Genomic DNA, 21396 nt, shown 5'->3' with positions numbered 1-21396 from the left:
GGCTAGAAGTACCCCTCGCGCTTGCGGTCTTCCATCGCGGCCTCGGACATCTTGTCGTCGGCCCGGGTGGCGCCCCGCTCGGTGAGCCGGGAGGCGGCGATCTCGGTGATCACCGCTTCGAGCGTGGTGGCGTCGGAGTCGACCGCGCCGGTGCAGGACATGTCGCCGACGGTGCGGTAGCGCACCAGCCGGGTCTGCACCGGCTCGTCGTCCTTCGGGCCGCCCCACTCGCCGGCGGTCAGCCACATCCCCGAGCGCTGGAAGACCTCCCGGCGGTGCGCGAAGTAGATCTCCGGCAGCGCGATGTGCTCCCGGGCGATGTACTGCCACACGTCCAGCTCGGTCCAGTTCGACAGCGGGAAGACCCGCACGTGCTCGCCCGGGGCGTGCCGGCCGTTGTACAGCGACCACAGCTCGGGGCGCTGGCGGCGCGGGTCCCACTGGGAGAACTCGTCGCGCAGCGAGAAGACCCGCTCCTTCGCGCGGGCCTTCTCCTCGTCGCGCCGCCCGCCGCCGAAGACCGCGTCGAAGCGCTGCTCGCGGATGGCGTCGGTCAGCGGCACCGTCTGGAGCGGGTTGCGCAGGCGGTCCGGGCGCTCGCGCAGCCGCCCGTCGTCGATGTAGTCCTGCACCTTCGCCACGTGCAGCCGCAGCGAGTGCTCGGCCACCGTGCGGTCCCGCAGGGCGAGCACCTCGGGGAAGTTGTGGCCGGTGTCGACGTGCAGCAGGGAGAACGGCACCGCGGCGGGCGCGAACGCCTTGAGCGCCAGGTGCAGCATCACGATCGAGTCCTTGCCGCCGGAGAAGAGGATCACCGGCCGCTCGAACTCGCCCGCGACCTCGCGGAAGATGTGCACCGCCTCGGACTCCAGCGCGTCCAGGTGCGTGAGCGCGTACGGACTGGCACTGGCCCCGCTCTGCGCGACGGTCGTCGTCATGCCCCTACCTCTTCTCGCTCGCGATGCGGCCACTGTCCCCGAGGTACGCGTACACCGCCGCCGCCGACTGCTCGACGGTGCTGCCCTCGGTCTCGATCCGCAGGTCCGGGCGGAGCGGCACCTCGTACGGGTCGTCCACCCCGGTCAGGCCGGTCAGCTGCCCCGCGGCCTGCTTGGCGTACAACCCCTTGACGTCCCGGACCGAGCAGACGTCCACCGGGGTCGCCACATGGACCTCGACGTAGGCGGTGCCGCGCGCCTCGTGGCGCTTGCGGACCGCCTCGCGGCTGTCGGCGTACGGCGCGATCACCGGGACCAGCACCAGCACCCCGTGCGCGGCCAGCAGTTCGGCGACGAAGCCGATCCGCTGCACGTTGGTGTGCCGGTCCTCACGGGTGAAGCCGAGGCCGGCCGAGAGGAACTCGCGGATCTCGTCGCCGTCCAGCACCTCGACCCGCCGGCCCTCCGCGCGCAGCCGGCCGGCCAGCGCGGTGGCGATGGTGGTCTTGCCGGCGCTGGGCAGGCCGGTGAGCCATACGGTGGCTCCGCCGCTCATCCGGTCCTCCTGGTTCCCCGGCGGGTGCGCCGCCGGTCGGTTCGTCGTCGGTTGCGTGCCGCTGCGGGCAGCCGCACTCCGGGGTGTATTCACAGGTTCGACGGCCGGACTCACAGGTGAATCCCGCACTCGGTCTTGCCGAGGCCGGCCCACCGGCCCGACCTGGCGTCCTCGCCCTCGAGCACCCGGCGGGTGCAGGGGGCGCAGCCGACCGAGGCATAGCCGTCCATCAGCAGCGGATTCGTGAGAACCCCGTGCTCGGCGACGTATGTTTCCACGTCTTCCTGTGTCCACCGGGCGATGGGAGCGATCTTCACCTTGCCGCGCCTGGCGTCGAAGCCGACGACGGGCGTGCCGGCCCGGGTCGGGGACTCGTCCCGGCGCAGCCCGGTGGCCCAGGCGTCGTAGTCGCGCAGCCCGGCCTCCAGCGGGGCGACCTTGCGCAGCGCGCAGCACAGGTCAGGGTCGCGGTCGTGCAGCTTCGCGCCGTACTGCGCGTCCTGCTCGGCGACGGTCTGCGCCGGGGTGAGCGTGATCACGTTCACGTCCATCACGGCGTCCACCGCGTCCCGGGTGCCGATGGTCTCCGGGAAGTGGTAGCCGGTGTCGAGGAAGACGACGTCCACGCCGGGCATGGCCCGCGAGGCCAGGTGCGCGACGACGGCGTCCTCCATCGAGGAGGTGACGCAGAAGCGGCTGCCGAACGTGTCGGCGGCCCAGCGCAGCACGTCGAGTGCGGGCGCCTCCTCCAGGTCGCGGCCGGCCTGTTCGGCCAGCCGCTGGAGGTCCTGCGCGGTACGGTGCGGAGCGGTGGTCACGGTGCGCCTCCGTCGGAAGAGCCGTGCGGTGAGGGAGCCTTGAACCCCTCGGCGAGCAGGCCGAGGAACTTCAGCTGGAATGCGCGGTTGCAGGCGCGGCATTCCCAGGCGCCGTGCCCCTGCTCCGAGGGACGCAGGTCCTCGTCGCCGCAGTAGGGGCAGTAGAAGGGCGCGGCGCGCTCCGTCACGACAGTTCCTCCTCGGTGGCTCTGGCCGCCCACTGGGCGAAGCGCTCGCCGTCGCCGCGTCCGGCCTGGAAGCGGCCGAGCACCCGCTCGACGTAGTCGGGCAGGTCGTCGGCGGAGACCTTCAGGCCGCGGACCTTGCGGCCGAAGCCCGGGTCGAGGCCGAGGCCGCCGCCCAGGTGCACCTGGTAGCCCTCGACCTGGTTGCCGTCGGAGTCGGTGATCAGCTGGCCCTTCAGGCCGATGTCCGCGGTCTGGATGCGGGCGCAGGAGTTGGGGCAGCCGTTGATGTTGATGGCGATCGGCTCGTCGAACTCCGGCAGCCGCCGCTCCAGTTCGTCGATGAGCGAGGCGCCGCGGGCCTTGGTCTCCACGATCGCCAGCTTGCAGAACTCGATGCCGGTGCAGGCCATGGTGCCGCGCCGGAAGGGCGAGGGCCGCACCTGGAGGTCGAGCGCCTCCAGCCCGGCGGACAGCGACGCGACCCGGTCCTCCTCGACGTCCAGCACGATCAGCTTCTGGTCGGCGGTGGTGCGCAGCCGGTCCGAGCCGTGCGCGGCGGCGAGTTCGGCGACCTTCGTCAGGACGGCGCCGTCGACCCGGCCGACCCGCGGCGCGAAGCCGATGTAGTAGCGGCCGTCCTTCTGCCGGTGCACGCCGATGTGGTCGCGCCACACCTGCGCCGGCTGCTCGGGCGCGGGCCCGTCGAGCAGCGGGCGCCGCAGGTACTCGTCCTGGAGCACCTGGCGGAACTTCTCCGCGCCCCAGTCGGCGAGCAGGAACTTCAGCCGGGCGCGCGAGCGCAGCCGCCGGTAGCCGTAGTCGCGGAAGATGCCGACCACGCCGGCCCACACCTCGGGCACCTCGCCCAGCGGCACCCACGCGCCCAGCCGCACGCCCAGCTTGGGGTTGGTGGACAGGCCGCCGCCGACCCACAGGTCGAAGCCGGGGCCGTGCTCGGGGTGGTCGACCCCGACGAACGCGATGTCGTTGATCTCGTGCACCACGTCCAGCAGCGGGGAGCCGGAGATCGCGGTCTTGAACTTGCGCGGCAGGTTGGAGAACTCCTTGCTGCCGATGTAGCGGGCGTGGATCTCCTCGATCGCCGGGGTGCCGTCGACGATCTCGTCCTCGGCGATGCCCGCGACGGGGGAGCCGAGGATCACCCGGGGCACGTCGCCGCACGCCTCGGTGGTGGACAGGCCCACCTCCTCCAGCCGCCGCCAGATCTCCGGCACGTCCTCGATCCTGATCCAGTGGTACTGGATGTTCTGCCGGTCGGTGAGGTCGGCGGTGCCGCGGGCGAACTCCTGGGAGATCTCGCCGATCACCCGCAGCTGGGCCACGGTCAGACGGCCGCCGTCGATCCGCACCCGCATCATGAAGTAGCTGTCCTCCAGCTCCTCCGGTTCCAGCGCGCCGGTGCGGCCGCCGTCGATCCCGGGCCGCCGCTGGGTGTACAGCCCCCACCAGCGCATCCGGCCGCGCAGGTCGGCGCCGTCGATCGAGTCGAAGCCGCGGTGCGCGTAGATCGTCTCGATCCGGGTGCGCACGTTGAGGCCGTCGTCGTCCTTCTTGGACTGCTCGTTGGCGTTCAGCGGAGTGAAGTGGCCCAGCGCCCACTGGCCTTCGCCGCGGTGCCGCCCGGTCCTGCGGCGGGCGGCCGCGGCCTTCGGAGCGGGGCTCCCGGCCGGGGGCTGGGGGGACTCAGGGCTGGAGGCCATGGCGATGCGTCCTTCGGGCAGGCGTATACGGGTCGGTACGGCGCGAGGCGGCTGCATGCGGCCGGGAGCGACCCGGGGGTGCCTGCGCGGGCGCAGGGCATCACGGCTCGCCGAAGACGGCAGGCGGCTCTCACGCATCCACGACGGCGGGGACGGCGGGGGTCGGCGCTCAGCGCGCCGTCAGGTGCTCAGCCCGCCGGACAGATGGCGCTGGACACACGGCAGAAGTCGACGTGCGGCCGACCTACCAAGGTGATTCCAGTGCGTGACATGTCGAAAGCGTGGCACGCAGATGTTCGGACAGTCCACCATTATCCACCATGTGGACCACTTCATCTCGAATAGCGGTCACGCTTGTTTTTAAGGGGCGCGGGGAACTGCGCGCCAAGCCCCCCACCGGCAGGTGGTCCCGGAACCGACAGCACCATTTGCCCCGGGGGGGTCCCGTCACCCCCGCTCCGCCAGAACCGCCGGCGCGAGCGAATGCGGGAGCAGGTCGGCCGGCCGCCCGGGCCGCAGCACCTCCACGCCGACCCCGTCGGCGAAACGATACGGCCGGTGCGCCAGCACCCCCGCCAGGGTCCGCCGCAGCCGCGACATCTCCGCCCGTACGGTCACCGCCCGGCTCGGGTCGCCGAACAGGTCCGCCGCCAGCTGCGTCGCGCTGCGCCCGCCCGGGTACAGCGCCAGCACGAACAGCAGCTCCGCGTGGCGCGGGCTCAGCCGCTGCGACCACGGCCCGGCCGGGCCGTGCACCGTCACCTCGGCACCCTGCGCCCCGCTCAGGTCCAGCACCACGCGGTGCGCCGCCGCCGGCCGCTCCCGCTCGCCGACCCGCACCAGCCAGCCGCCCGGCAGCGGGTCCAGCTCGCACAGGCCCAGCGTCGGCAGCCACACCTGCCCGGCCCGTACCCGCGCGGGCAGCGCGACCCGGTCGGCGCAGGCCATCCCGGTCACCGCGGCGACCCAGCCGTTGCGGTCGACCACCAGCGCCTGCCCGGACAGCCGGGTCAGCAGCGGCGCCGCCACCGACCGCAGCCGCCCCACCGCCTCCCAGTGCCGGGCCCGCAGCTCGCCCTCCGCGACCCGGGCCACCGCCGACACCAGCGCCAGCGTCGCGGGGTTCAGGCTGGTCGCGGGGCCGCTGACGTCGACCACGCCCAGCAGCCGGCCGTCCCGCGGGTCGTGCAGCGGCGCGGCGGCGCACGTCCAGCTGTGCAGGGTGCGGACGAAGTGCTCGGCCGAGTGCACCTGGAGCGGGGTACGGGTCACCAGCGCGGTGCCGATCGCATTGGTGCCCACGGCGTTCTCGGCCCAGGAGGCGCCCTCGGCGAAGCCCACCCGGTCCGCCCGGCGGCGGATCGCGTGGCTGCCGTCGCGCCACAGCACCCGGCCCTCGGCGTCGGTGACGACCATGATGTGCCAGGTCGCGTCCGCGACCGCGACCAGGCCGTCCCGCAGGCTCGGCATGATCTCCGCGAGCGGGGTGGCGTGCCGGCGCTGCTCGACCTCGTCGGTGCTCAGGATGCGGTGCGCCGCGCCCATGTCCGGATCGACGCCCAACTGCTGCGCGCGCGTCCACGACTCGCTGATCACCGTACGCGGCCCGGTGGCCGGACGCGGCGCCCGGCCGGACCAGGCGGCGTCCCGGACCGGCGCCGGCAGGTGTGCCGCAGGCCGGCCGCCGGTGCCCACCGGCCGCGCCGGACCGATCCGAAGGTGTGCCATCTCGCCTCCGCTCAGCCCCGTTGCCCAGTATCGGTGGTCGGTGTGCCCACGCCCTCGCGCCCGCCGGACCGGCCGGACCACGTGCAACGTGCTGCAACCCTTGCGAGCGTACGCGACTTTGACGGACAGTGACGGCACGTCACCGACCTCGCACATCTGCAACTCGCGGTCGGTGGCGGCCCGTCGCGTACGGGTCGCGTTACCGGAGGTGGTGCCGAGTCGGCGCGGCGCCACCTCCGCCCCCCTTTGTACGGCGGCCGGCTCAGACCGCGACCGGCCGGGCCCGCTCCACCAGCGCGGCCAGGTCCGCCGAAGCGGACAGCGTGCCGAAGGTGGCGCCCCAGTCCCGGCCCAGCCGCGACGCGCAGAACGCGTCGGCGACCGGCGCGGGCGCGAACCGCACCAGCAGCGAGCCCTGGAAGACCAGCGCCATCCGCTCCACCACCCGCCGCGCGCGCGTCTCGACGCCCTCCAGGTCCGCGAGGTCGGTGAGCAGGTCCTTCACCGCCGCGTCCAGCCGGGGGTCCGCGCCGTGCGCGAGGCCGACCTCGGCGAGGAAGGCGTCCACCGCCTGCGGTTCACGGCCCAGCACCCGCAGCACGTCGAGCGCCTGCACGTTGCCGGAGCCCTCCCACACCGAGTTAAGCGGCGACTCCCGGAAGATCCGCGGCATGCCGGACTCCTCCACGTAGCCGTTCCCGCCCAGGCACTCCAGCGCCTCCACCGCCACCGCCGGGCACCGCTTGGTCACCCAGAACTTCGTCACCGCGACCGCCAGCCGCCGCAGGGCGCGCTCGCGCGGGGTGTCCGCGTCGTAGGCCGCCGCCAGCCGCAGCACCGCGGTGGTCGCCGCCTCCGACTCCAGCGCCAGGTCGGCCAGGACGTTGCGCATCAGCGGCTTGTCGATCAGCGGCCCGCCGAACGCGCTGCGGTACGCGGCGTGGTGCACGGCCTGCGCGACCGCCTGCCGCATCAGCGCGGCCGAACCCAGCGCGCAGTCCAGCCGGGTGGCGGCCACCATCTCGATGATCGTGGCGACCCCGCGGCCCTCCTCGCCGACCCGGCGCGCCCAGGTGCCGGCGAACTCCACCTCCGAGGAGGCGTTGGAGCGGTTGCCGAGCTTGTCCTTCAGCCGCTGGATCGCGAAGGCGTTGCGGCTGCCGTCGGCGAGCACCCGCGGCACCAGGAAGCAGGTCAGCCGCTGCCCGCCGTCGGCCGGCACCTGCGCCAGCACCAGGAAGCCGTCCGACATCGGCGCCGAGCAGAACCACTTGTGGCCGGTGAGCGCATAGGTGCCGTCCTCCGCCAGCGGCCGCGCGGTGGTGGTGTTCGCGCGGACGTCCGAGCCGCCCTGCTTCTCGGTCATGCCCATCCCGAACAGCGCGCCCGGCTTCTGCCCCGGCGCGACCAGCCGCGGGTCGTAGACGTGCGCGCCCAGCCGCGGCTCCCACTCGGCGGCCAGCCGCGGGTCGGCGCGCAGCGCGGGCACCGCGGCATGGGTCATCGACACCGGGCAGCCGTGCCCGGCCTCGGCCTGCGTCCACACCATGAAGCCCGCCGCGCGCCGCAGGTGCCCGTCCGGCCGCGACCAGGCGTCGGTCAGGCCCGAGGTGACCGCGTGGCCCAGCAGCCGGTGCCAGGACGGGTGGAAGTCGACCTCGTCGATCCGGTTGCCGTACCGGTCGTGGGTACGCAGCACGGGGGAGTAGGTGTTCGCCTCCTCGCCCCAGCGCTGCGCCTGCGCCGAGCCCGCGGCCCGGCCGAGGTCGCTGAGCTCGCCGTCGATCTCCGCCAGCCGCTCCGGGGCCGCGTGCCGCGCCACGCCTTCGGCGAGCGCGCGGTCCGTTCTGTACACGTCATGGCCGACCAGGGGCGGCGCCTGGTTCGTGACCGTGTGAGTGGGGGCAGTCATGCCAGCTAACGTAAGGGCGTGCAAGCAGCAGACGAAAGAAGCCACCGGAGACCGGGCCGGTGGCGCAGGGCCCGCGCGCTGTACCGGAATGTCTCCAAACGCCGGATGGCCTGGCTGCTGCTCAAGGACACGGTGGACTCCTGCATGGAGTACCGCGTCACCGGGCTGGCCGCCGAGGCGGCCTTCTTCGTGCTGCTGTCGCTGCCGCCGCTGCTGCTCGGGCTGGTCGGCGCGCTCGGTTACGTGGACACCGTGGTCGGCCTGGACACCATCGACCACATCCGGCACAACATCCTCAAGGCGTCCGCCACGGTGCTGTCCGACAAGGGCGTCAACCAACTGGTCAAGCCGCTGGTGGACGACGTCTTCCACGGCCGCCGCCCGGACCTGATCTCCATCGGCTTCCTGATCGCCCTGTGGTCCGGCTCCCGCGCGGTCAACGTCTTCGTCGACACCATCACCATCATGTACGGCCTGGAGGGCCGCCGCGGCATCGTCCGCACCCGCCTGATGTCGCTGCTGCTGTACGTGGCCGCGCTGCTGGTCGGCGCCGCGGTGCTGCCGCTGGTGGTGGTCGGCCCCGGCACGCTCACCCGCTACCTGCCCGGCGGCAGCGCCACCGAGCACATCCTGTACTGGCCGGCCGCGCTGTTCGCCGTGATCGCCTTCCTCACCACGCTGTACCACGTCTCGGTGCCGGTCCGCTCGCCCTGGTACGAGGACGTGCCCGGGGCGCTGGTGGCGCTGCTGATGTGGGTGGTCGGCAGCTTCGTGCTGCGGATCTACCTCACCCACGCCGTCGAGGGGCACACGATCTACGGGTCGCTGGCCGCGCCGGTCGCGGTGCTGCTGTGGATAGGGGTGTCCGCGTTCGCCGTGCTGGTGGGCGCGGCCGTCAACGCCGCCGTGGACCGGGTGTGGCCGTCGGTCGCCACGTCCCTGGCCCGCGAGGAGAACGACCGGCTGCGGGAGGCGGCCGCCGCCGCGGTGGTGGCCCGCGCGGTCGCCGCCCGCCGGGCCCGGCACGCGGCGCCCAGCACCGGGGAAGAGGAGGAGCGGGAGGCGCAGTTGCCGCCGGCGGAGTACCCGGAGCGCTGGGCCGACTTCCACCCGCACCTCGACATCAGGGCGCGGCTGCGGTCCGCCCGCCCGGGCAGCTCCCCGCGCCGCCGCCCCCCGGCGCCCGACCTGCCGGACTACCCGGGCCAGGTGCCCCCGGTGCCCCCGCCGCCGCGGATGCCGCCCCCGATGCCGCCCCTGCCCCCGCGCGCCCCGCACTTCCCGGACGACCGCTCGCACGGTTAGGGCGCGCCGCGGCCCGCCCCGCGGGTGGCGGGGCGGGCCGGGCGTCATGTGACGGCGGGGAGGCCGTCAGCTCGTGGGGATCACATCCGGGTTGTCCGCGTTGGTGAGCGTCTCCCATGCCACGAACAGCGCGTTGGTGCCCGCCGGGCGCTGCGACTCCGTCAGCGCCTGGGTGTTGGTCATCGCGATGCCCATCCGGTTGTGCAGCGCGTTGAACCCGACCTCCGTCACCGGCCCGAGCCCGAGGTTGAGCTGCCCGCCGCACAGCCAGGACGGCGGGGCCGTCCCCAGCTCGTACTTCGACTGGAAGCCGAGCGCCTGCCGCAGCCGCTCACCGACCTGCGGGTAGAGGTCCTGCCCCTGGATCGCGGCGGTCTCGGCGACGTCGGAGATCGACGCGATGCCGTACCCGGTGTGGGTGAAGTCGCGGCAGGTCTCCTGGGTCAGCCCGGTGACGAACGTGGACTGCCCCTGCCAGTAGCTGATGATCTTCGCGGAGGTGTCCAGCCCGCTGCCGGGCACCGTCTTGGGCAGCGCGCCGTCCGTGGACAGGTAGACGTAGGCGGCGACGCGGTTGAGGTAGCGGGTGATCGCCTTGTCGTAGTCCGCGGAGTCGTCGAGGAAGACGGAGATGCCGACCGCGGCCTCCATCATCACCAGTTCCCAGTTGCCGTTGCTGTTGGAGCCGTTGATCACCTCGGGCAGGTAGACGTCGCGCAGCATGTCCGAGAACCGCGCGATGTCCGCCGGCGACCAGCCGTCGTACGTGTAGCGGATGATCTCCGCGGCGCGCGGCCACACCGAGCCGGCCCACCCGGTCTGGAGGGGCGCGTTGCTGTTGGTGTGCTCGGTGATCGTCGACGACCAGGCGTTCATCAGCTCGATCGACTTCTGCGCGTAGGCGCTGTTGCCGGTGATGTACCAGGCCAGCGCGTCGGTGTACGCGGCGATCGCGTCCTGCCGCTCGTCCGTGCAGCCGTTGTCGGGGTTGGAGTACGACCCGCACTCCACGTCGGCGCGCGGTTTGGGGGTGCGGGACAGGGAGGCGTACGAACTCCCGATCATCTGGTTGTACGCGTCCTTCCACGGCTCCGCGTTCGCCTGCACCTGCTCCTTGACGTAGGCGAGTTGGGGCAGGCTGACCAGGACGCCCGGGTGCGTGAAGGTGGTGGGCGCGGCGGCCACGGCGGGGGCGGCGTGTGGGGCCGGGGCGGCAGTGGCGGTGGCGGTCCCGGGCAGTGCGGTGAGCGCGGTGCCGAGGGCGGCGGCCGCGGCGGCCAGCCCGGTGGCCCGGCGGAAGCGTTTCCGCCGGGGGCTGCCGGTGCTCCGGGTGCTCCGGGCGTCGTGGGTGCGGTGGGGGAATCTGCGCATGGTGGGGGCTCCTTGCTCCGCGGTGGGGCGGGAGGTGAGGTGCGGCCGGGCAGTGTAAGGAAACTTTCCTTTCCGTGGTACGCGAGGATCGCGCCCTCCACCGCCCCAGTCAAGGGGCTGAACAAAGGTCAATGACCTGAACCCGCACCCGAATTGCCTCCTTCCGAGGGCATCGCCCACCGGGTCGGACACGTCTACCTGGCGGGCGGGGCCGCCCTGTGCGGGGGGACGGCGCGGTGGCGTGCGGGGTCAGGAGGGGTAGGTGTGGGTGTCGGACGGGGGGATGGTGGCCCACAGGGCGGTGCCCTCGCCGGGGGAGAGGTCGGCGACCGCGGGTGGGGGGAGGTCGGCGGTGAGGGGGAGGTCGTCCGGGGTGGTGGTGAGGGTGATGCGGAACCGGGCGCCGTGGGACTCCATGCCGGTGACGCGGACGGGCCAGGCGTTGGGGGTGGCCGGGTCGGGGCGTTCGCGGTGGAGGGTGACGGCGCCGGGCGGGAACGCCGCGAACGCCGGGCCGGTCAGTGCGGCGGTGCCGGTGAGCGCCAGGTGCGGGCTGATCCGGACGCGGGCGCCGTCGGCCTCGCCCCGGAAGAGGTTGAGCCCGACCAGGCGGGCGATGTAGTCGGTGCGCGGGTGGCGGGCGATCTCCGCGGGGGCGCCCTCCTGCACGATGCCGCCGTGCTCGACCACCGCCAGCCGGTCGGCGAGCACCATCGCGTCCAGCGGGTCGTGCGTGACCAGCACTGCCACCGCCTCGAACGCGGCCAGATGGCGGCGCAGTTCGGCGCGTACGTCCAGCCGGGCACCGGCGTCGAGGGCCGCCAGCGGCTCGTCGAGCAGCAGCAGCCGGGGCGCGGTGGCCAGCGCCCGGGCGAGCGCGACCCGCTGCGCCTGGCCGCCGGACAGCCGGCGCGGCTTGGCGTGCGCGTGCCCGGCCAGGCCCATCCGGTCCAGCAGACCGGCGGCCAGCGCCCGGGCCTCGGCGCGGGAGGCGCCGTGGCAGCGCGGCCCGAACGCCACGTTGTCCAGGGCGCTCAGGTGCGGGAAGAGCAGGTAGTCCTGGAAGACCACGCCGACCGGGCGGTGCTCCGGCGCGATGCGCACCCGCTCCACCGGGCGCTCCAACTCCCGCCCGTCCAGCCGCAGATGGCCGCCGGTCAGCGCGGTCAGCCCGGCCAGCGCGCGCAGCGAGGTGGTCTTGCCCGCGCCGTTCGGCCCGAGCAGCGCCACCACCTCGCCGGGTTCCGCGGCCAGGCGCACGTCGAGCCGGAAATCGCCGCGGTCCACCACCAGATGGGCGTCGAGCCCGCGGGCGCTCATCCGGTGCCCGCCCCCGTCCAGCGGTCACGCAGCCCGGCCAGCACCGCGACGGACACCGCGAGCAGCACCAGGCTCAGCGCGACGGCCGCGTCCGGGTCGTCCTGGAGCGCGAGGTACACCGACAGCGGCATCGTCTGGGTGCGGCCGGGGAAGCTGCCCGCGAAGGTGATCGTGGCCCCGAACTCGCCGAGCGCACGCGCCCAGGCGAGCACCGCGCCGGCCGCCACCCCGGGCGCGATCATCGGCAGCGTCACCCGGCGGAAGGCGGTGAAGCGGGAGGCGCCCAGCGTCGCGGCGGCCTCCTCGTACCGGCTGTCAGCGGCGCGCAGGGTGCCCTCCACGCTGATCACGAGGAACGGCATCGCCACGAACGCCTCGGCGACCACCACCCCGGCCGTGGTGAAGGGCAGGGTGACGCCGAACCACGTGTCCAGCCACTTCCCGACGATGCCGTTGCGGCCCAGCGCCAGCAGCAGCGCCACCCCGCCGACCACCGGCGGCAGCACCAGCGGCAGCGTCACCAGGGCCCGTACGAGCCGGCGGCCGGGGAAGCGGGTGCGGGCCAGCAGCCAGGCCAGCGGCACCCCGAGCACCAGGGCCACCGCGGTCGCCGACGTCGCCGTCTCCAGCGACAGCCGCAGCGCCTGCCACACCGCGGAACCGGTCAGCAGGCCGGGCATGTTGCGCCAGGGCGCCCGCACCAGCAGGGCCAGCAGCGGCACCAGCAGGAACGCCAGGCCGACCACGGCGGGCAGCAGCAGCGGCAGCGGGACGGCGCCCCCGCCCCGCTGCCGCCGCGGCCGTACCGGCGGCTGCGCCGCCCCCGCCCCGGCGTTCTTCGGTGCGGGCCTCACGGGTTGAGGAAGCCCGCCTCGCCCAGCACCTTGCGGCCCTCGGCGGACTTCACCAGGGCGATGAACGCCGCCGCGCCGCTCGGGTTCGGCGCGGCCTTCAGCGGCGCGATCGGGTACTCGTTGATCGCCTTGGCCGACTCGGGGAAGGTCACCCCCTGCACCTTGCTGCCCGCGCTCTTGACGTCGGTCTGGTAGACCACCGCCGCGTCCGCCTCCTTCAGCTCCACCTTCGTCAGCGCGGACTTCACGTCCTGCTCGTACGACTTGGGGGTGAGCTTGAGGCCGCTGGCGGTCAGCGCCTTCTGCGCGGCGGCGCCGCACGGCACCGTCTTGGCGCACAGCACCACCGAAAGGCCCGACCCGGTCAGGTCCTTGAGGCTGGCGATCTTCTTCGGGTTGCCCGGGAGGGTGGCGATCTCCAGCTGGTTGCGCACGAAGTCGGTGGGGGTGGCGGACGCGTCGCCCTTGTCGGTGACGGTCTTCATGGTGGCCGGGCTGGCCGCGGCGAAGACGTCGGCGGGGGCGCCGCCGGTGATGCTCGCGGCGAGCTGGTCGCTGCCGCCGAAGCTGAAGACCACCTTCGTGCCGGGGTACGCCTGCTGGAAGTCCTTGCCGAGCGCGGTGAAGGACTCCTTCAGCGACGCGGCCGCGAAGACCACCACGGTGCCCGAGACCTGCTGCGGCCCGGACGCCGACGCGGACGACGAGCCCGACGGCTTCGAGGAGTCCGAGGACTTCGAGGAGGACGACGAGCAGGCGCCCAGGGCCAGCAGCAGCGCGGCGCCTCCGGCCGCCGCGCACAGGCCGCGCGAGCGCGCGCGACGGGTGGTCCGGGCGAACCGCATACGTGGGGTGGTCACAGGAAACTCTCCCTCTCCGCCGAGCCGCCGGTCGCGGTCATGGGCACGATGATAGTTCCGCAGCTGCCAGGGGAAAGTCCGCCGTAGCATCGCATAATCCAAACGATCACCGGACCTGCCCTCGCTTGTGCGATCAGACGACCACCGCACCGGGCGCCGCCGGGGACAGACGGCCGTAACGGCCAACGGCAACGGCGCTCACGGCTCGAACCGGTACCCCATCCCCGGCTCGGTGACGAAGTGCCGCGGCCGGGTCGGATCGTCCTCCAGCTTCCGCCGCAACTGCGCCATGTACACCCGCAGGTAGTTCGTCTCCGTCCGGTACGACGGCCCCCACACGTCGCGCAGCAGCTGCTGCTGGCTGACCAGCCGGCCCGGGGTGCGGACCAGCGCCTCCAGCAGGTGCCACTCGGTGGGGGTCAGCCGGACGTCCGCACCGTGCCGGGTCGCCTTCTTCGCCGCGAGGTCCACGGTGAAGGCGGCGGTCTCCAGCCGGGCGGCGGCCGGCTCCGGCTCCCGGCCGGAGCGGCGCCGCTCGGCCGCCCGCAGCCGGGCGAGCAGCTCGTCCATCGCGAACGGCTTGGTGACGTAGTCGTCCGCGCCCGCGTCCAGCGCCTCCACCTTCTCGTCGGAGCTGTGCCGGGCCGACAGCACGATGATCGGCACCCGGCTCCAGCCCCTGATCCCGGCGATGACGTCGGTGCCGTCCATGTCGGGCAGCCCGAGGTCGAGCAGCACCACGTCCGGGTGCCGGTCCGCGGCCATCCGCAGCGCGGTCGCGCCGTCGTGGGCGGCGTCCACCTCGTAGCGGCGCGCCCGCAGGTTGATCACCAGGGCCCGGACGATCTGCGGCTCGTCGTCCACGACGAGGATGCGCGTCACGCTCAACCCAGCTTCGCGAGCGCCAGGTCGAGGGTGACCACGTCGACGTACGGCGCGCCCAGGAAGCCCAGCGGCCGGCCGTGGGTGTGCTCCGCCACCAGCTTCCGCACCACGGCGGTGCTCAGGTGGCGTGCCTTCGCGACCCGGTCGACCTGCTCGGCCGCGTACGCCGGGGAGATGTCGGCGTCCAGCCCGGAGCCCGACGCGGTGACCGCGTCCGCCGGCACGTCCGCCGGGTCCACCCCGTCGAACGCGGCGACCGCGGCGCGGCGCTCCTTGATCGTCTTCACCAGGTCCGGGTCGTTCGGGCCGAGGTTGGACGCGCCGGACGCCAGCGGGTCGTACGACCCGGCCGAGGGGCGCGGCTGGAAGTACTTCGGGTCGGGCTTGGCCACCTCGTCGGGGTCGTCCGGGTTCTTCTTGGGCAGGTCGAAGTTCTGCCCGATCAGGCTGGAGCCGACGGCCTTGCCGTCCAGCTCCACCCGCGAGCCGTTGGCCTTCGCCGGGAACGCCGCCTGGGCGACCCCGGTGACCAGCAGCGGATACGCCAACCCGCACAGCACGGTGAAGACCAGCAGCATCCGCAGGGCCGCCAGGTGGTTGCGCACGATACGCATGGGGGCTTCCTTACTCTTCGCAGCCGGGCGCGCTCAGCGCAGCCCGGGGATGAACTGCACGACGAGGTCGATGAGTTTGATCCCGGCGAAGGGCAGCACCAGGCCGCCCAGGCCGTAGACCCAGATGTTGCGGCTGAGCAGCGCCGCGGCCGAGGACGGCTTGTAGCGCACCCCGCGCAGGGCCAGCGGGATCAGGGCCACGATGATCAGCGCGTTGAAGACGATCGCCGAGGTGATCGCGGAGCTCGGGCTGTGCAGGCCCATCACGTTCAGGTGGCGCAGCCCCGGGTAGACCCCGGCGAACATCGCGGGGATGATCGCGAAGTACTTGGCGACGTCGTTGGCGATGGAGAAGGTGGTCAGCGCGCCGCGGGTGATCAGGAGCTGCTTGCCGATCTCGACGATCTCGATGAGCTTGGTCGGATTGGAGTCCAGGTCCACCATGTTCCCCGCCTCCTTGGCGGCGGAGGTGCCGGTGTTCATGGCGACGCCGACGTCGGCCTGGGCGAGGGCGGGGGCGTCGTTGGTGCCGTCGCCGGTCATGGCGACGAGCTTGCCGCCGGCCTGCTCCCGTTTGATCAGCGCGAGCTTGTCCTCGGGCGTGGCCTCGGCGAGGAAGTCGTCGACCCCCGCCTCGTCGGCGATGGCCTTGGCCGTCAGCGGGTTGTCGCCGGTGATCATCACCGTGCGGATGCCCATCCGGCGCAGCTCGTCGAACCGCTCCCGCATGCCCTCCTTGACCACGTCCTTGAGGTGGATGACCCCGAGGACCGAGGCGGTGGCCGCGCCGTCGCGCCGCCGCACCACCTCGCCGACGACCAGCGGGGTGCCGCCGCTGCCGGCGATCGCGTCGACCATCGGGCCGACCTCCTCGGCGGGAGAGCCGCCGTTGTCGCGTATCCACTGCGTCACCGCGGCCGCCGCGCCCTTGCGCAGCGCGCGTTCGGCGCCCTCCTCGCCGAGGTCCACCCCGCTCATCCGGGTCTGCGCGGTGAACGGCACGAACTCCGCCCCCGCCAACTCGCCCTCGCCGCGGCCGCGCAGCCCGTACCGCTCCTTGGCGAGCACCACCACCGAGCGGCCCTCGGGTGTCTCGTCGGCCAGCGACGCCAACTGCGCGGCGTCCGCCAGCTGCTGCGCGCTGACCCCCGGCGCGGGCAGGAAGTCGGCGGCCTGCCGGTTGCCCAGCGTGATGGTGCCGGTCTTGTCCAGCAGCAGCGTGGTCACATCGCCCGCCGCCTCGACCGCCCGCCCGGACATCGCCAGCACGTTGCGCTGCACCAGCCGGTCCATGCCCGCGATACCGATCGCCGACAGCAGCGCCCCGATCGTGGTCGGGATGAGCGCCACCACCAGCGACACCAGGATCACCAGGGACTGCTCGGCGCCCGCGTAGACCGCGAACGGCTGGAGGGTCACCACGGCCAGCAGGAAGACGATGGTCAGCGACGCCAGCAGGATGTTCAGCGCGATCTCGTTCGGCGTGCGCTGCCGCGCCGCGCCCTCCACCAGCGCGATCATCCGGTCGATGAAGGTCTCGCCGGGCTTGGAGGTGATCCTCACGACGATCCGGTCCGACAGCACCGAGGTGCCGCCGGTCACCGCGCAGCGGTCGCCGCCGGACTCGCGGATCACCGGCGCGGACTCGCCGGTGATCGCCGACTCGTCGACGGACGCGACGCCTTCGACGACATCGCCGTCCCCGGGGATGGTCTGCCCGGCCGCCACCACGACGTGGTCGCCCACGCACAGCGAGGACGCCGGCACCTCCTCCTCGGTGCCGGCCGGTTCCGAGGAGGAGCCGCCCGGCTGCCAGCCGGACAGCCGCCGCGCGGTGGTGGCGGTCCGGGTCCGGCGCAGCGACTCGGCCTGCGCCTTGCCGCGCCCCTCGGCCACCGCCTCGGAGAGGTTGGCGAAGACCACGGTCAGCCACAGCCACACGGTGATCACCCAGGCGAAGACGCTCGGGTCCTTCACCGCCTCCAGCGTGGTGAGCACCGAGCCGACCTCGACCACGAACATCACCGGGTTCCGCACCATCACCCGGGGGTCGAGCTTGCGGCACGCGTCCGGCAGCGACGCCAGCAGCTGTTTCGGGTCGAGCATGCCGCCGCCGACCCGGCCGCCCGCGGCGGGCTGCGGCGCCGCACCCGGCGCCGCGGGGGGTTTCGAAGTGGTCAGAGACGACATCAGTGCAGACCTTCCGCGAGCGGTCCCAGCGCGAGCGCCGGGAAGTAGGTGAGCCCGACCACGATGACGATCACCGCGGTGAGCAGGCCGACGAACTGCGGCCGGTGGGTGGGCAGGGTGCCCGCGGTCGCGGGCACCGGCTGCTGGCGGCCGAGCGAGCCGGCCAGCGCGAGCACGAACACCATCGGCAGGAACCGGCCGGCGAGCATCGCCAGGCCGAGCGCGGTGTTGTACCAGTCGGTGTTGACCGACAGCCCCGCGAACGCCGAGCCGTTGTTGTTCGCCGCCGACGTGAAGGCGTACAGCACCTCGGAGAAGCCGTGCGCGCCGGAGTTGAGCATCCCGGCCCGCTCGCCGGGCAGCGCCATCGCCAGGCCCGCGCCGACCAGCACGATCGCGGGGGTGGTGAGGATGTACAGCGAGGCGAACTTGATCTCCCGGCCGCCGAGCTTCTTGCCCAGGTACTCCGGGGTGCGCCCGACCATCAGCCCGGCCACGAACACCGCGATCACCGCGAGGATCAGCATCCCGTACAGGCCCGAGCCGGTGCCGCCGGGCGCGATCTCGCCCAGCATCATGTTGAAGATCGTCATGCCGCCGCCGAGCGGCGAGTACGAGTCGTGGAAGGAGTCGACCGCGCCGGTCGAGGTGAGCGTGGTGGACGTGGCGAACAGCGCCGAGCCCCACACGCCGATCCGCTGCTCCTTGCCCTCCAGCATGCCGCCGGCCGCGTGCCCGGCCGCGCTGTGCACGCTGTGCAGCTCGTTGACGGTGATCACCGCCACCGACGCGGCCCAGATCAGCGCCATCACCGCGAGGATCGCGTAGCCCTGGCGCCGGTCGCCGACCATCTTCCCGAAGGTGCGCGGCAGGCTGACCGCGATGACCAGCAGCAGGTAGATCTCCACCAGGTTGGTGAAGGCGTTGGGGTTCTCGAAGGGGTGGGCGGAGTTGGCGTTGTAGAAGCCGCCGCCGTTGGTGCCCAGCTCCTTGATGACCTCCTGCGAGGCGACCGGTCCGCCGGTCAGGCTCTGGTGGTCGCCGGCGATGGTGGTGAGCGACTGCACGCCGTGGAAGTTCTGCACCGCGCCGCCCGCGACCAGCACGATCGCGAAGACGAAGGCGATCGGCAGCAGCACCCGCAGCACGATCCGGGTCAGGTCCACCCAGAAGTTGCCGACCCGGTCGGTGCGCTTGCGGGTGAAGCCGCGGATCAGGGCGGCGACCACCGCGATGCCGACCGCGGCCGACACGAAGTTCTGCACCGCCAGCCCGGCCATCTGCACCAGGTGGCCCATGGTGGTCTCACCCGAGTACGACTGCCAGTTGGTGTTGGTGACGAACGACGCCGCGGTGTTGAAGGCCACGCCCGGCGCCACCGCCTTCATGCCGATGGCCAGCAGCAGGTGGTTCTGGAGCCGTTGCAGCCCGTACAGGAACAGCACGGAGACCGCGGAGAACGCCAGCACGCTGCGCAGGTAGACCGGCCAGCGCTGGTCGGCGTCGCCGTCGACGCCGCCGACGCGGTAGAGCAGCCGCTCCACCCGCAGGTGGCGGGGGGAGGTCAGCACATGGGCCAGGTAGTCGCCCAGCGGCCGGTAGGACAGGGCGAGCACGGCCAGCAGCGCGAGGATCTGCAACCAGCCGGCGAGGGTGTCGTTCACGAGAACTTCTCCGGGCGGATCAGGGCCACCACCAGGTAGCCGACCAGGGCCACGGCGACGACGAGGCCGACGATGTTCTCGGCGCTCACAGCCGTTCCACCCCCTTGGCGACCAGGCCGATGACGGCGAACACCACGACGGTGAGGAGAAGGAACAACAGGTCTGGCATGCGTGAGCACCCCGGTGCAGTGGTTCGGAAGGGGACGGGACCGCCCGCGGGCCGTGGACCGGTCGGCGGGCGCTCCCACTGAAGCCCGTCCGGGGCGGCCCGGAGCCGTCCGTTAGCGCCTTCCTGACGCGCTCACCTGCGGCCTTGACGGTGTCTTGACGCGGGCCCCGGGGCGGGTCCTGACGCGGGAGCCGGCGCGGGTCCTGGCGCGGACCCGGGAGCACGGGCCGTGGCCGCGGAGGCGGGGCGGCTCCGGCACGGAGATCGCGGGGAGGGATAATCGAGGCGTGGGCCGAGGGCGGCGCGACCGTACGACGGCCGCCGTCGCCACCGCCGCCGTCATCCGGAACGGGAAGCAGCCATGACCACAGCGCGTGATTTCCTGATCACCACGTTGGACCTGCCGTCCGGCCGCGAGGTGGCGCCCGGCGACCTCTCGCTGGGGCTGGCCGCGGCGGAACTGGTGGACCTGCTGCGGTCCGGCGCGGCCACGCTCACCGGCGGCCGGGTCGTACCGGGCGAGCGGCTGCCGCACGACGACCGGCTGCTGGGCGAGGCCGCCGCCGCGCTGTCCCGCACGCTGCCCTTCGAGACGGTGGACGAGTGGCTGTGGCGCCGCGGCCGCGGGCTGGCCGCCGCGTACCTGGCCGTCCTCACCGACGAGGGCACCGTCGCCCGGCAGCGCAAGCGGCGCTGGCTGGCCTTCGGCGGCAGCCGCACGGTGCTGCTGGACACCGCGGACCGGCGCCGCGCCGCCCACCGCTGGGCGGCCGACGAACCGGTGCTGCTCGCGCTGGCCGCGACCGTCGGCGCCCCGCCGCCCCCGCCACCCGACCCCGCGCTCGGCCTGCCCGCGCCCGCCCCCGCCGGCCCGCCCGACCTGCCCGCCCGCATCGACGACCCCGCCGTCGAGGCGATCCTCGCCGCCCTCGCCGACGCCGTCGCCGAGCTCTCCGCCGAGCGCCGGCGCCGCGCCAGCCGCCTCGACGACGCCCACGCCGCCACCCTCCGCCGCGGCTACTGACCCGCCCGCGGGCCCCGCGCCGCGTCCGCCCGCCGCCCGGGCCGGGGCTGCGGCGGGGGCGGGGGCGGGCCGGAGGGGCCCGGGAGGCCGGGTTAGGGTTCGTCGCGTGGTCACCCTCGCCGAGCTCGCCGAAGATCCGCACCCGCACCTGGCCGAGCTGCGCGCGAGCGCCCCCGTGGTGTGGCTGCCCGCGCTCGGCGGGTGGATGGTGACCGGGCGGGCCCTGGCCGTGGAGGTCATGCGGGACGCCGCCACCTACACCGTGGATGACCCGCGCTTCACCACCGCGCAGGTCGTCGGCCCGAGCATGCTCTCGCTGGACGGACCCGAACACGCCCGCCACCGCGACCCGTTCGTGGCCCCCTTCCGGCCGCGGGCGGTGCACGCCGCCTTCGAACCGGCCGTGGCGCGCGAGGCCGGCCGGCTGCTCGACGCCCTCGCGCCGCAGGGCGCCGCCGAGTTGCGCCGCGACTTCGCCGGTCCGCTCGCCGCGGTGGTGATGGCCGAGGTGCTGGGGCTGACCGGCGTGCCCGTACCCGCGATCCTGGCGTGGTACGACGCGATCGTGCGGGCGGTGGACCGGCTCACCCACGGCGAGGACGCCGGAGCGGAGGGCCCGGCCGCCTACACGGCGCTGCGCACGGCGGTCGCCGGCACCCTGGACGCCGGCGCCGCGGACTCCCTGCTGGTGCGGGCGGCCGCCGACGGCCGGCTCGGCCCGGCCGAACTGGCCTCCAACGCGGCCGTGTTGCTCTTCGGCGGCATCGAGACCACCGAGGCGATGATCGCCAACGCGCTGCTGCACATCCTCACCGAGCCCGCCGTGGTACCCGAACTCCTCGCCGACGAAGCCCTGTTGGACAACGCCGTCGAGGAGTCCCTGCGGCTGGAGCCCGGTGCCGCGGTGGTCGACCGCTACGCCACCCGCGACGCCGACCTCGCCGGCGTACGGGTCCGCGCCGGCGACCTCGTCACCGTCTCGCTGGCCGGCGCCAACCGCGACCCGGAGGTCTTCGCCGACCCCGACCGCTTCGACGTGCGCCGCCCCAACACCCGGCTCCAACTGGCCTTCGCCCACGGCCCGCACTACTGCGTCGGCGCCCACCTGGCCCGGCTGGAGGCGAAGGTCGCGCTGCGCGCCTGCCTCGAACGGCTGCCGGAGCTGCGGCTCGACCCGCAGCGGCCGAGCGCGCCGCGCGGCCTGGTCTTCCGCAAGCCGCCGACGCTGGCGGTGCGCTGGCGGAGCTGAGGGCGCGCCGGGGGCGGGCCGAGGGCTTGC

20 protein-coding genes are annotated in these 21396 nt (G+C 73.7%); 3 read left to right on the top strand and 17 right to left on the bottom strand.

What is annotated here, in order from left to right; translation table 11 throughout:
* Positions 1-2 precede the first annotated feature (2 nt).
* The 8 genes from cysD to AC3ERT_RS13185 form a co-directional block, all read right to left on the bottom strand.
* The gene (gene cysD / locus AC3ERT_RS13220; protein ID WP_435174130.1) at positions 3-938 is read right to left on the bottom strand and encodes a sulfate adenylyltransferase subunit CysD; all 936 of its coding nucleotides are present in this window, start codon (positions 936-938) and stop codon (positions 3-5) included.
* A 4-nt stretch (positions 939-942) separates the two neighbouring features.
* Entirely contained in the window at positions 943-1494 is a 552-nt protein-coding gene (gene cysC / locus AC3ERT_RS13215; RefSeq protein ID WP_335979853.1) for an adenylyl-sulfate kinase, read from the bottom strand.
* A 110-nt stretch (positions 1495-1604) separates the two neighbouring features.
* A complete protein-coding gene (locus AC3ERT_RS13210) occupies positions 1605-2312 on the bottom strand; it encodes a phosphoadenylyl-sulfate reductase (protein WP_435129910.1) in 708 nt (235 codons plus the stop codon).
* Positions 2309-2500 carry a hypothetical protein gene (locus AC3ERT_RS13205; RefSeq protein WP_335979849.1) on the bottom strand — a complete coding sequence of 64 codons (192 nt, stop codon included), beginning with the start codon at positions 2498-2500 and terminating at the stop codon, positions 2309-2311. The genes AC3ERT_RS13210 and AC3ERT_RS13205 overlap by 4 nt, the downstream gene beginning before the upstream one ends.
* Positions 2497-4221, bottom strand: coding sequence for a nitrite/sulfite reductase (locus tag AC3ERT_RS13200; RefSeq protein WP_435129907.1), 1725 nt, complete (start codon positions 4219-4221; stop codon positions 2497-2499). The genes AC3ERT_RS13205 and AC3ERT_RS13200 overlap by 4 nt, the downstream gene beginning before the upstream one ends.
* 188 nt (positions 4222-4409) lie before the next feature.
* The gene (locus AC3ERT_RS13195; RefSeq protein ID WP_328917755.1) at positions 4410-4493 is read right to left on the bottom strand and encodes a putative leader peptide; all 84 of its coding nucleotides are present in this window, start codon (positions 4491-4493) and stop codon (positions 4410-4412) included.
* Positions 4494-4668: 175 nt separating this feature from the next.
* Complete coding sequence (locus tag AC3ERT_RS13190; protein ID WP_435174129.1) at positions 4669-5949, bottom strand: GAF domain-containing protein; 1281 nt, start codon at positions 5947-5949, stop codon at positions 4669-4671.
* A gap of 262 nt (positions 5950-6211) precedes the next feature.
* A complete protein-coding gene (locus AC3ERT_RS13185) occupies positions 6212-7861 on the bottom strand; it encodes an acyl-CoA dehydrogenase family protein (protein ID WP_335979845.1) in 1650 nt (549 codons plus the stop codon).
* An 18-nt stretch (positions 7862-7879) separates the two neighbouring features.
* Between AC3ERT_RS13185 and AC3ERT_RS13180 the strand changes: the two genes are divergently transcribed.
* The gene (locus AC3ERT_RS13180) at positions 7880-9166 is read left to right on the top strand and encodes a YihY/virulence factor BrkB family protein (protein ID WP_435174127.1); all 1287 of its coding nucleotides are present in this window, start codon (positions 7880-7882) and stop codon (positions 9164-9166) included.
* 66 nt (positions 9167-9232) lie between these two features.
* On the opposite strand, the gene AC3ERT_RS13175 is transcribed toward AC3ERT_RS13180, so the two are convergent.
* The 9 genes from AC3ERT_RS13175 to kdpF all read right to left on the bottom strand — a co-directional run bounded on the left by AC3ERT_RS13175 (position 9233) and on the right by kdpF (position 19013).
* Positions 9233-10537: an alginate lyase family protein gene (locus AC3ERT_RS13175; RefSeq protein ID WP_435174125.1), complete on the bottom strand. Its 1305-nt coding sequence runs from the start codon at positions 10535-10537 to the stop codon at positions 9233-9235.
* A gap of 249 nt (positions 10538-10786) precedes the next feature.
* Positions 10787-11857 (bottom strand): ABC transporter ATP-binding protein, encoded by a 1071-nt coding sequence (locus AC3ERT_RS13170; protein WP_435174123.1) that lies wholly within the window; start codon positions 11855-11857, stop codon positions 10787-10789.
* Complete coding sequence (locus AC3ERT_RS13165) at positions 11854-12711, bottom strand: ABC transporter permease (RefSeq protein WP_435174122.1); 858 nt, start codon at positions 12709-12711, stop codon at positions 11854-11856. The genes AC3ERT_RS13170 and AC3ERT_RS13165 overlap by 4 nt, the downstream gene beginning before the upstream one ends.
* On the bottom strand, positions 12708-13556 hold the full coding sequence (modA, locus tag AC3ERT_RS13160; RefSeq protein ID WP_435174253.1) for a molybdate ABC transporter substrate-binding protein: 849 nt from the start codon (positions 13554-13556) through the stop codon (positions 12708-12710). The genes AC3ERT_RS13165 and modA overlap by 4 nt, the downstream gene beginning before the upstream one ends.
* A 213-nt stretch (positions 13557-13769) precedes the next feature.
* Positions 13770-14453, bottom strand: coding sequence for a response regulator (locus AC3ERT_RS13155; RefSeq protein WP_335979838.1), 684 nt, complete (start codon positions 14451-14453; stop codon positions 13770-13772).
* A 2-nt stretch (positions 14454-14455) separates the two neighbouring features.
* Positions 14456-15070: a potassium-transporting ATPase subunit KdpC gene (gene kdpC / locus AC3ERT_RS13150; protein ID WP_435174121.1), complete on the bottom strand. Its 615-nt coding sequence runs from the start codon at positions 15068-15070 to the stop codon at positions 14456-14458.
* Between the two features lie 33 nt (positions 15071-15103).
* Positions 15104-17260 (bottom strand): potassium-transporting ATPase subunit KdpB, encoded by a 2157-nt coding sequence (gene kdpB / locus AC3ERT_RS13145; RefSeq protein WP_435174120.1) that lies wholly within the window; start codon positions 17258-17260, stop codon positions 15104-15106.
* Positions 17260-18924 (bottom strand): potassium-transporting ATPase subunit KdpA, encoded by a 1665-nt coding sequence (kdpA, locus tag AC3ERT_RS13140; RefSeq protein ID WP_435174118.1) that lies wholly within the window; start codon positions 18922-18924, stop codon positions 17260-17262. Before kdpA ends, kdpB begins: the two co-directional genes overlap by 1 nt.
* Positions 18921-19013, bottom strand: coding sequence for a K(+)-transporting ATPase subunit F (gene kdpF, locus AC3ERT_RS13135; RefSeq protein ID WP_335979832.1), 93 nt, complete (start codon positions 19011-19013; stop codon positions 18921-18923). The genes kdpA and kdpF overlap by 4 nt, the downstream gene beginning before the upstream one ends.
* 441 nt (positions 19014-19454) lie before the next feature.
* Between kdpF and AC3ERT_RS13130 the strand changes: the two genes are divergently transcribed.
* Both AC3ERT_RS13130 and AC3ERT_RS13125 read left to right on the top strand, forming a co-directional pair.
* Entirely contained in the window at positions 19455-20117 is a 663-nt protein-coding gene (locus tag AC3ERT_RS13130; RefSeq protein WP_335979831.1) for a GPP34 family phosphoprotein, read from the top strand.
* Between the two features lie 106 nt (positions 20118-20223).
* Positions 20224-21366 carry a cytochrome P450 gene (locus AC3ERT_RS13125; protein WP_435174116.1) on the top strand — a complete coding sequence of 381 codons (1143 nt, stop codon included), beginning with the start codon at positions 20224-20226 and terminating at the stop codon, positions 21364-21366.
* Positions 21367-21396: the final 30 nt, after the last annotated feature.

It is taken from the genome of Actinacidiphila sp. bgisy145 (assembly GCF_057708125.1).
This window is presented reverse-complemented; position numbering and strand designations above follow the sequence as displayed.

Bases quoted from the DNA above. Each gene is read 5' to 3' on its own strand.
- modA (WP_435174253.1), bottom strand. From the start codon at position 13,556: ATGCGGTTCGCCCGGACCACCCGTCGCGCGCGCTCGCGCGGCCTGTGC.
- kdpC (WP_435174121.1), bottom strand. From the start codon at position 15,070: ATGCGTATCGTGCGCAACCACCTGGCGGCCCTGCGGATGCTGCTGGTC.
- cysC (WP_335979853.1), bottom strand. From the start codon at position 1,494: ATGAGCGGCGGAGCCACCGTATGGCTCACCGGCCTGCCCAGCGCCGGC.
- AC3ERT_RS13195 (WP_328917755.1), bottom strand. From the start codon at position 4,493: ATGTCACGCACTGGAATCACCTTGGTAGGTCGGCCGCACGTCGACTTC.
- AC3ERT_RS13185 (WP_335979845.1), bottom strand. From the start codon at position 7,861: ATGACTGCCCCCACTCACACGGTCACGAACCAGGCGCCGCCCCTGGTC.
- AC3ERT_RS13170 (WP_435174123.1), bottom strand. From the start codon at position 11,857: ATGAGCGCCCGCGGGCTCGACGCCCATCTGGTGGTGGACCGCGGCGAT.
- AC3ERT_RS13200 (WP_435129907.1), bottom strand. From the start codon at position 4,221: ATGGCCTCCAGCCCTGAGTCCCCCCAGCCCCCGGCCGGGAGCCCCGCT.
- kdpB (WP_435174120.1), bottom strand. From the start codon at position 17,260: ATGTCGTCTCTGACCACTTCGAAACCCCCCGCGGCGCCGGGTGCGGCG.
- AC3ERT_RS13190 (WP_435174129.1), bottom strand. From the start codon at position 5,949: ATGGCACACCTTCGGATCGGTCCGGCGCGGCCGGTGGGCACCGGCGGC.
- AC3ERT_RS13175 (WP_435174125.1), bottom strand. From the start codon at position 10,537: ATGCGCAGATTCCCCCACCGCACCCACGACGCCCGGAGCACCCGGAGC.
- cysD (WP_435174130.1), bottom strand. From the start codon at position 938: ATGACGACGACCGTCGCGCAGAGCGGGGCCAGTGCCAGTCCGTACGCG.
- AC3ERT_RS13130 (WP_335979831.1), top strand. From the start codon at position 19,455: ATGACCACAGCGCGTGATTTCCTGATCACCACGTTGGACCTGCCGTCC.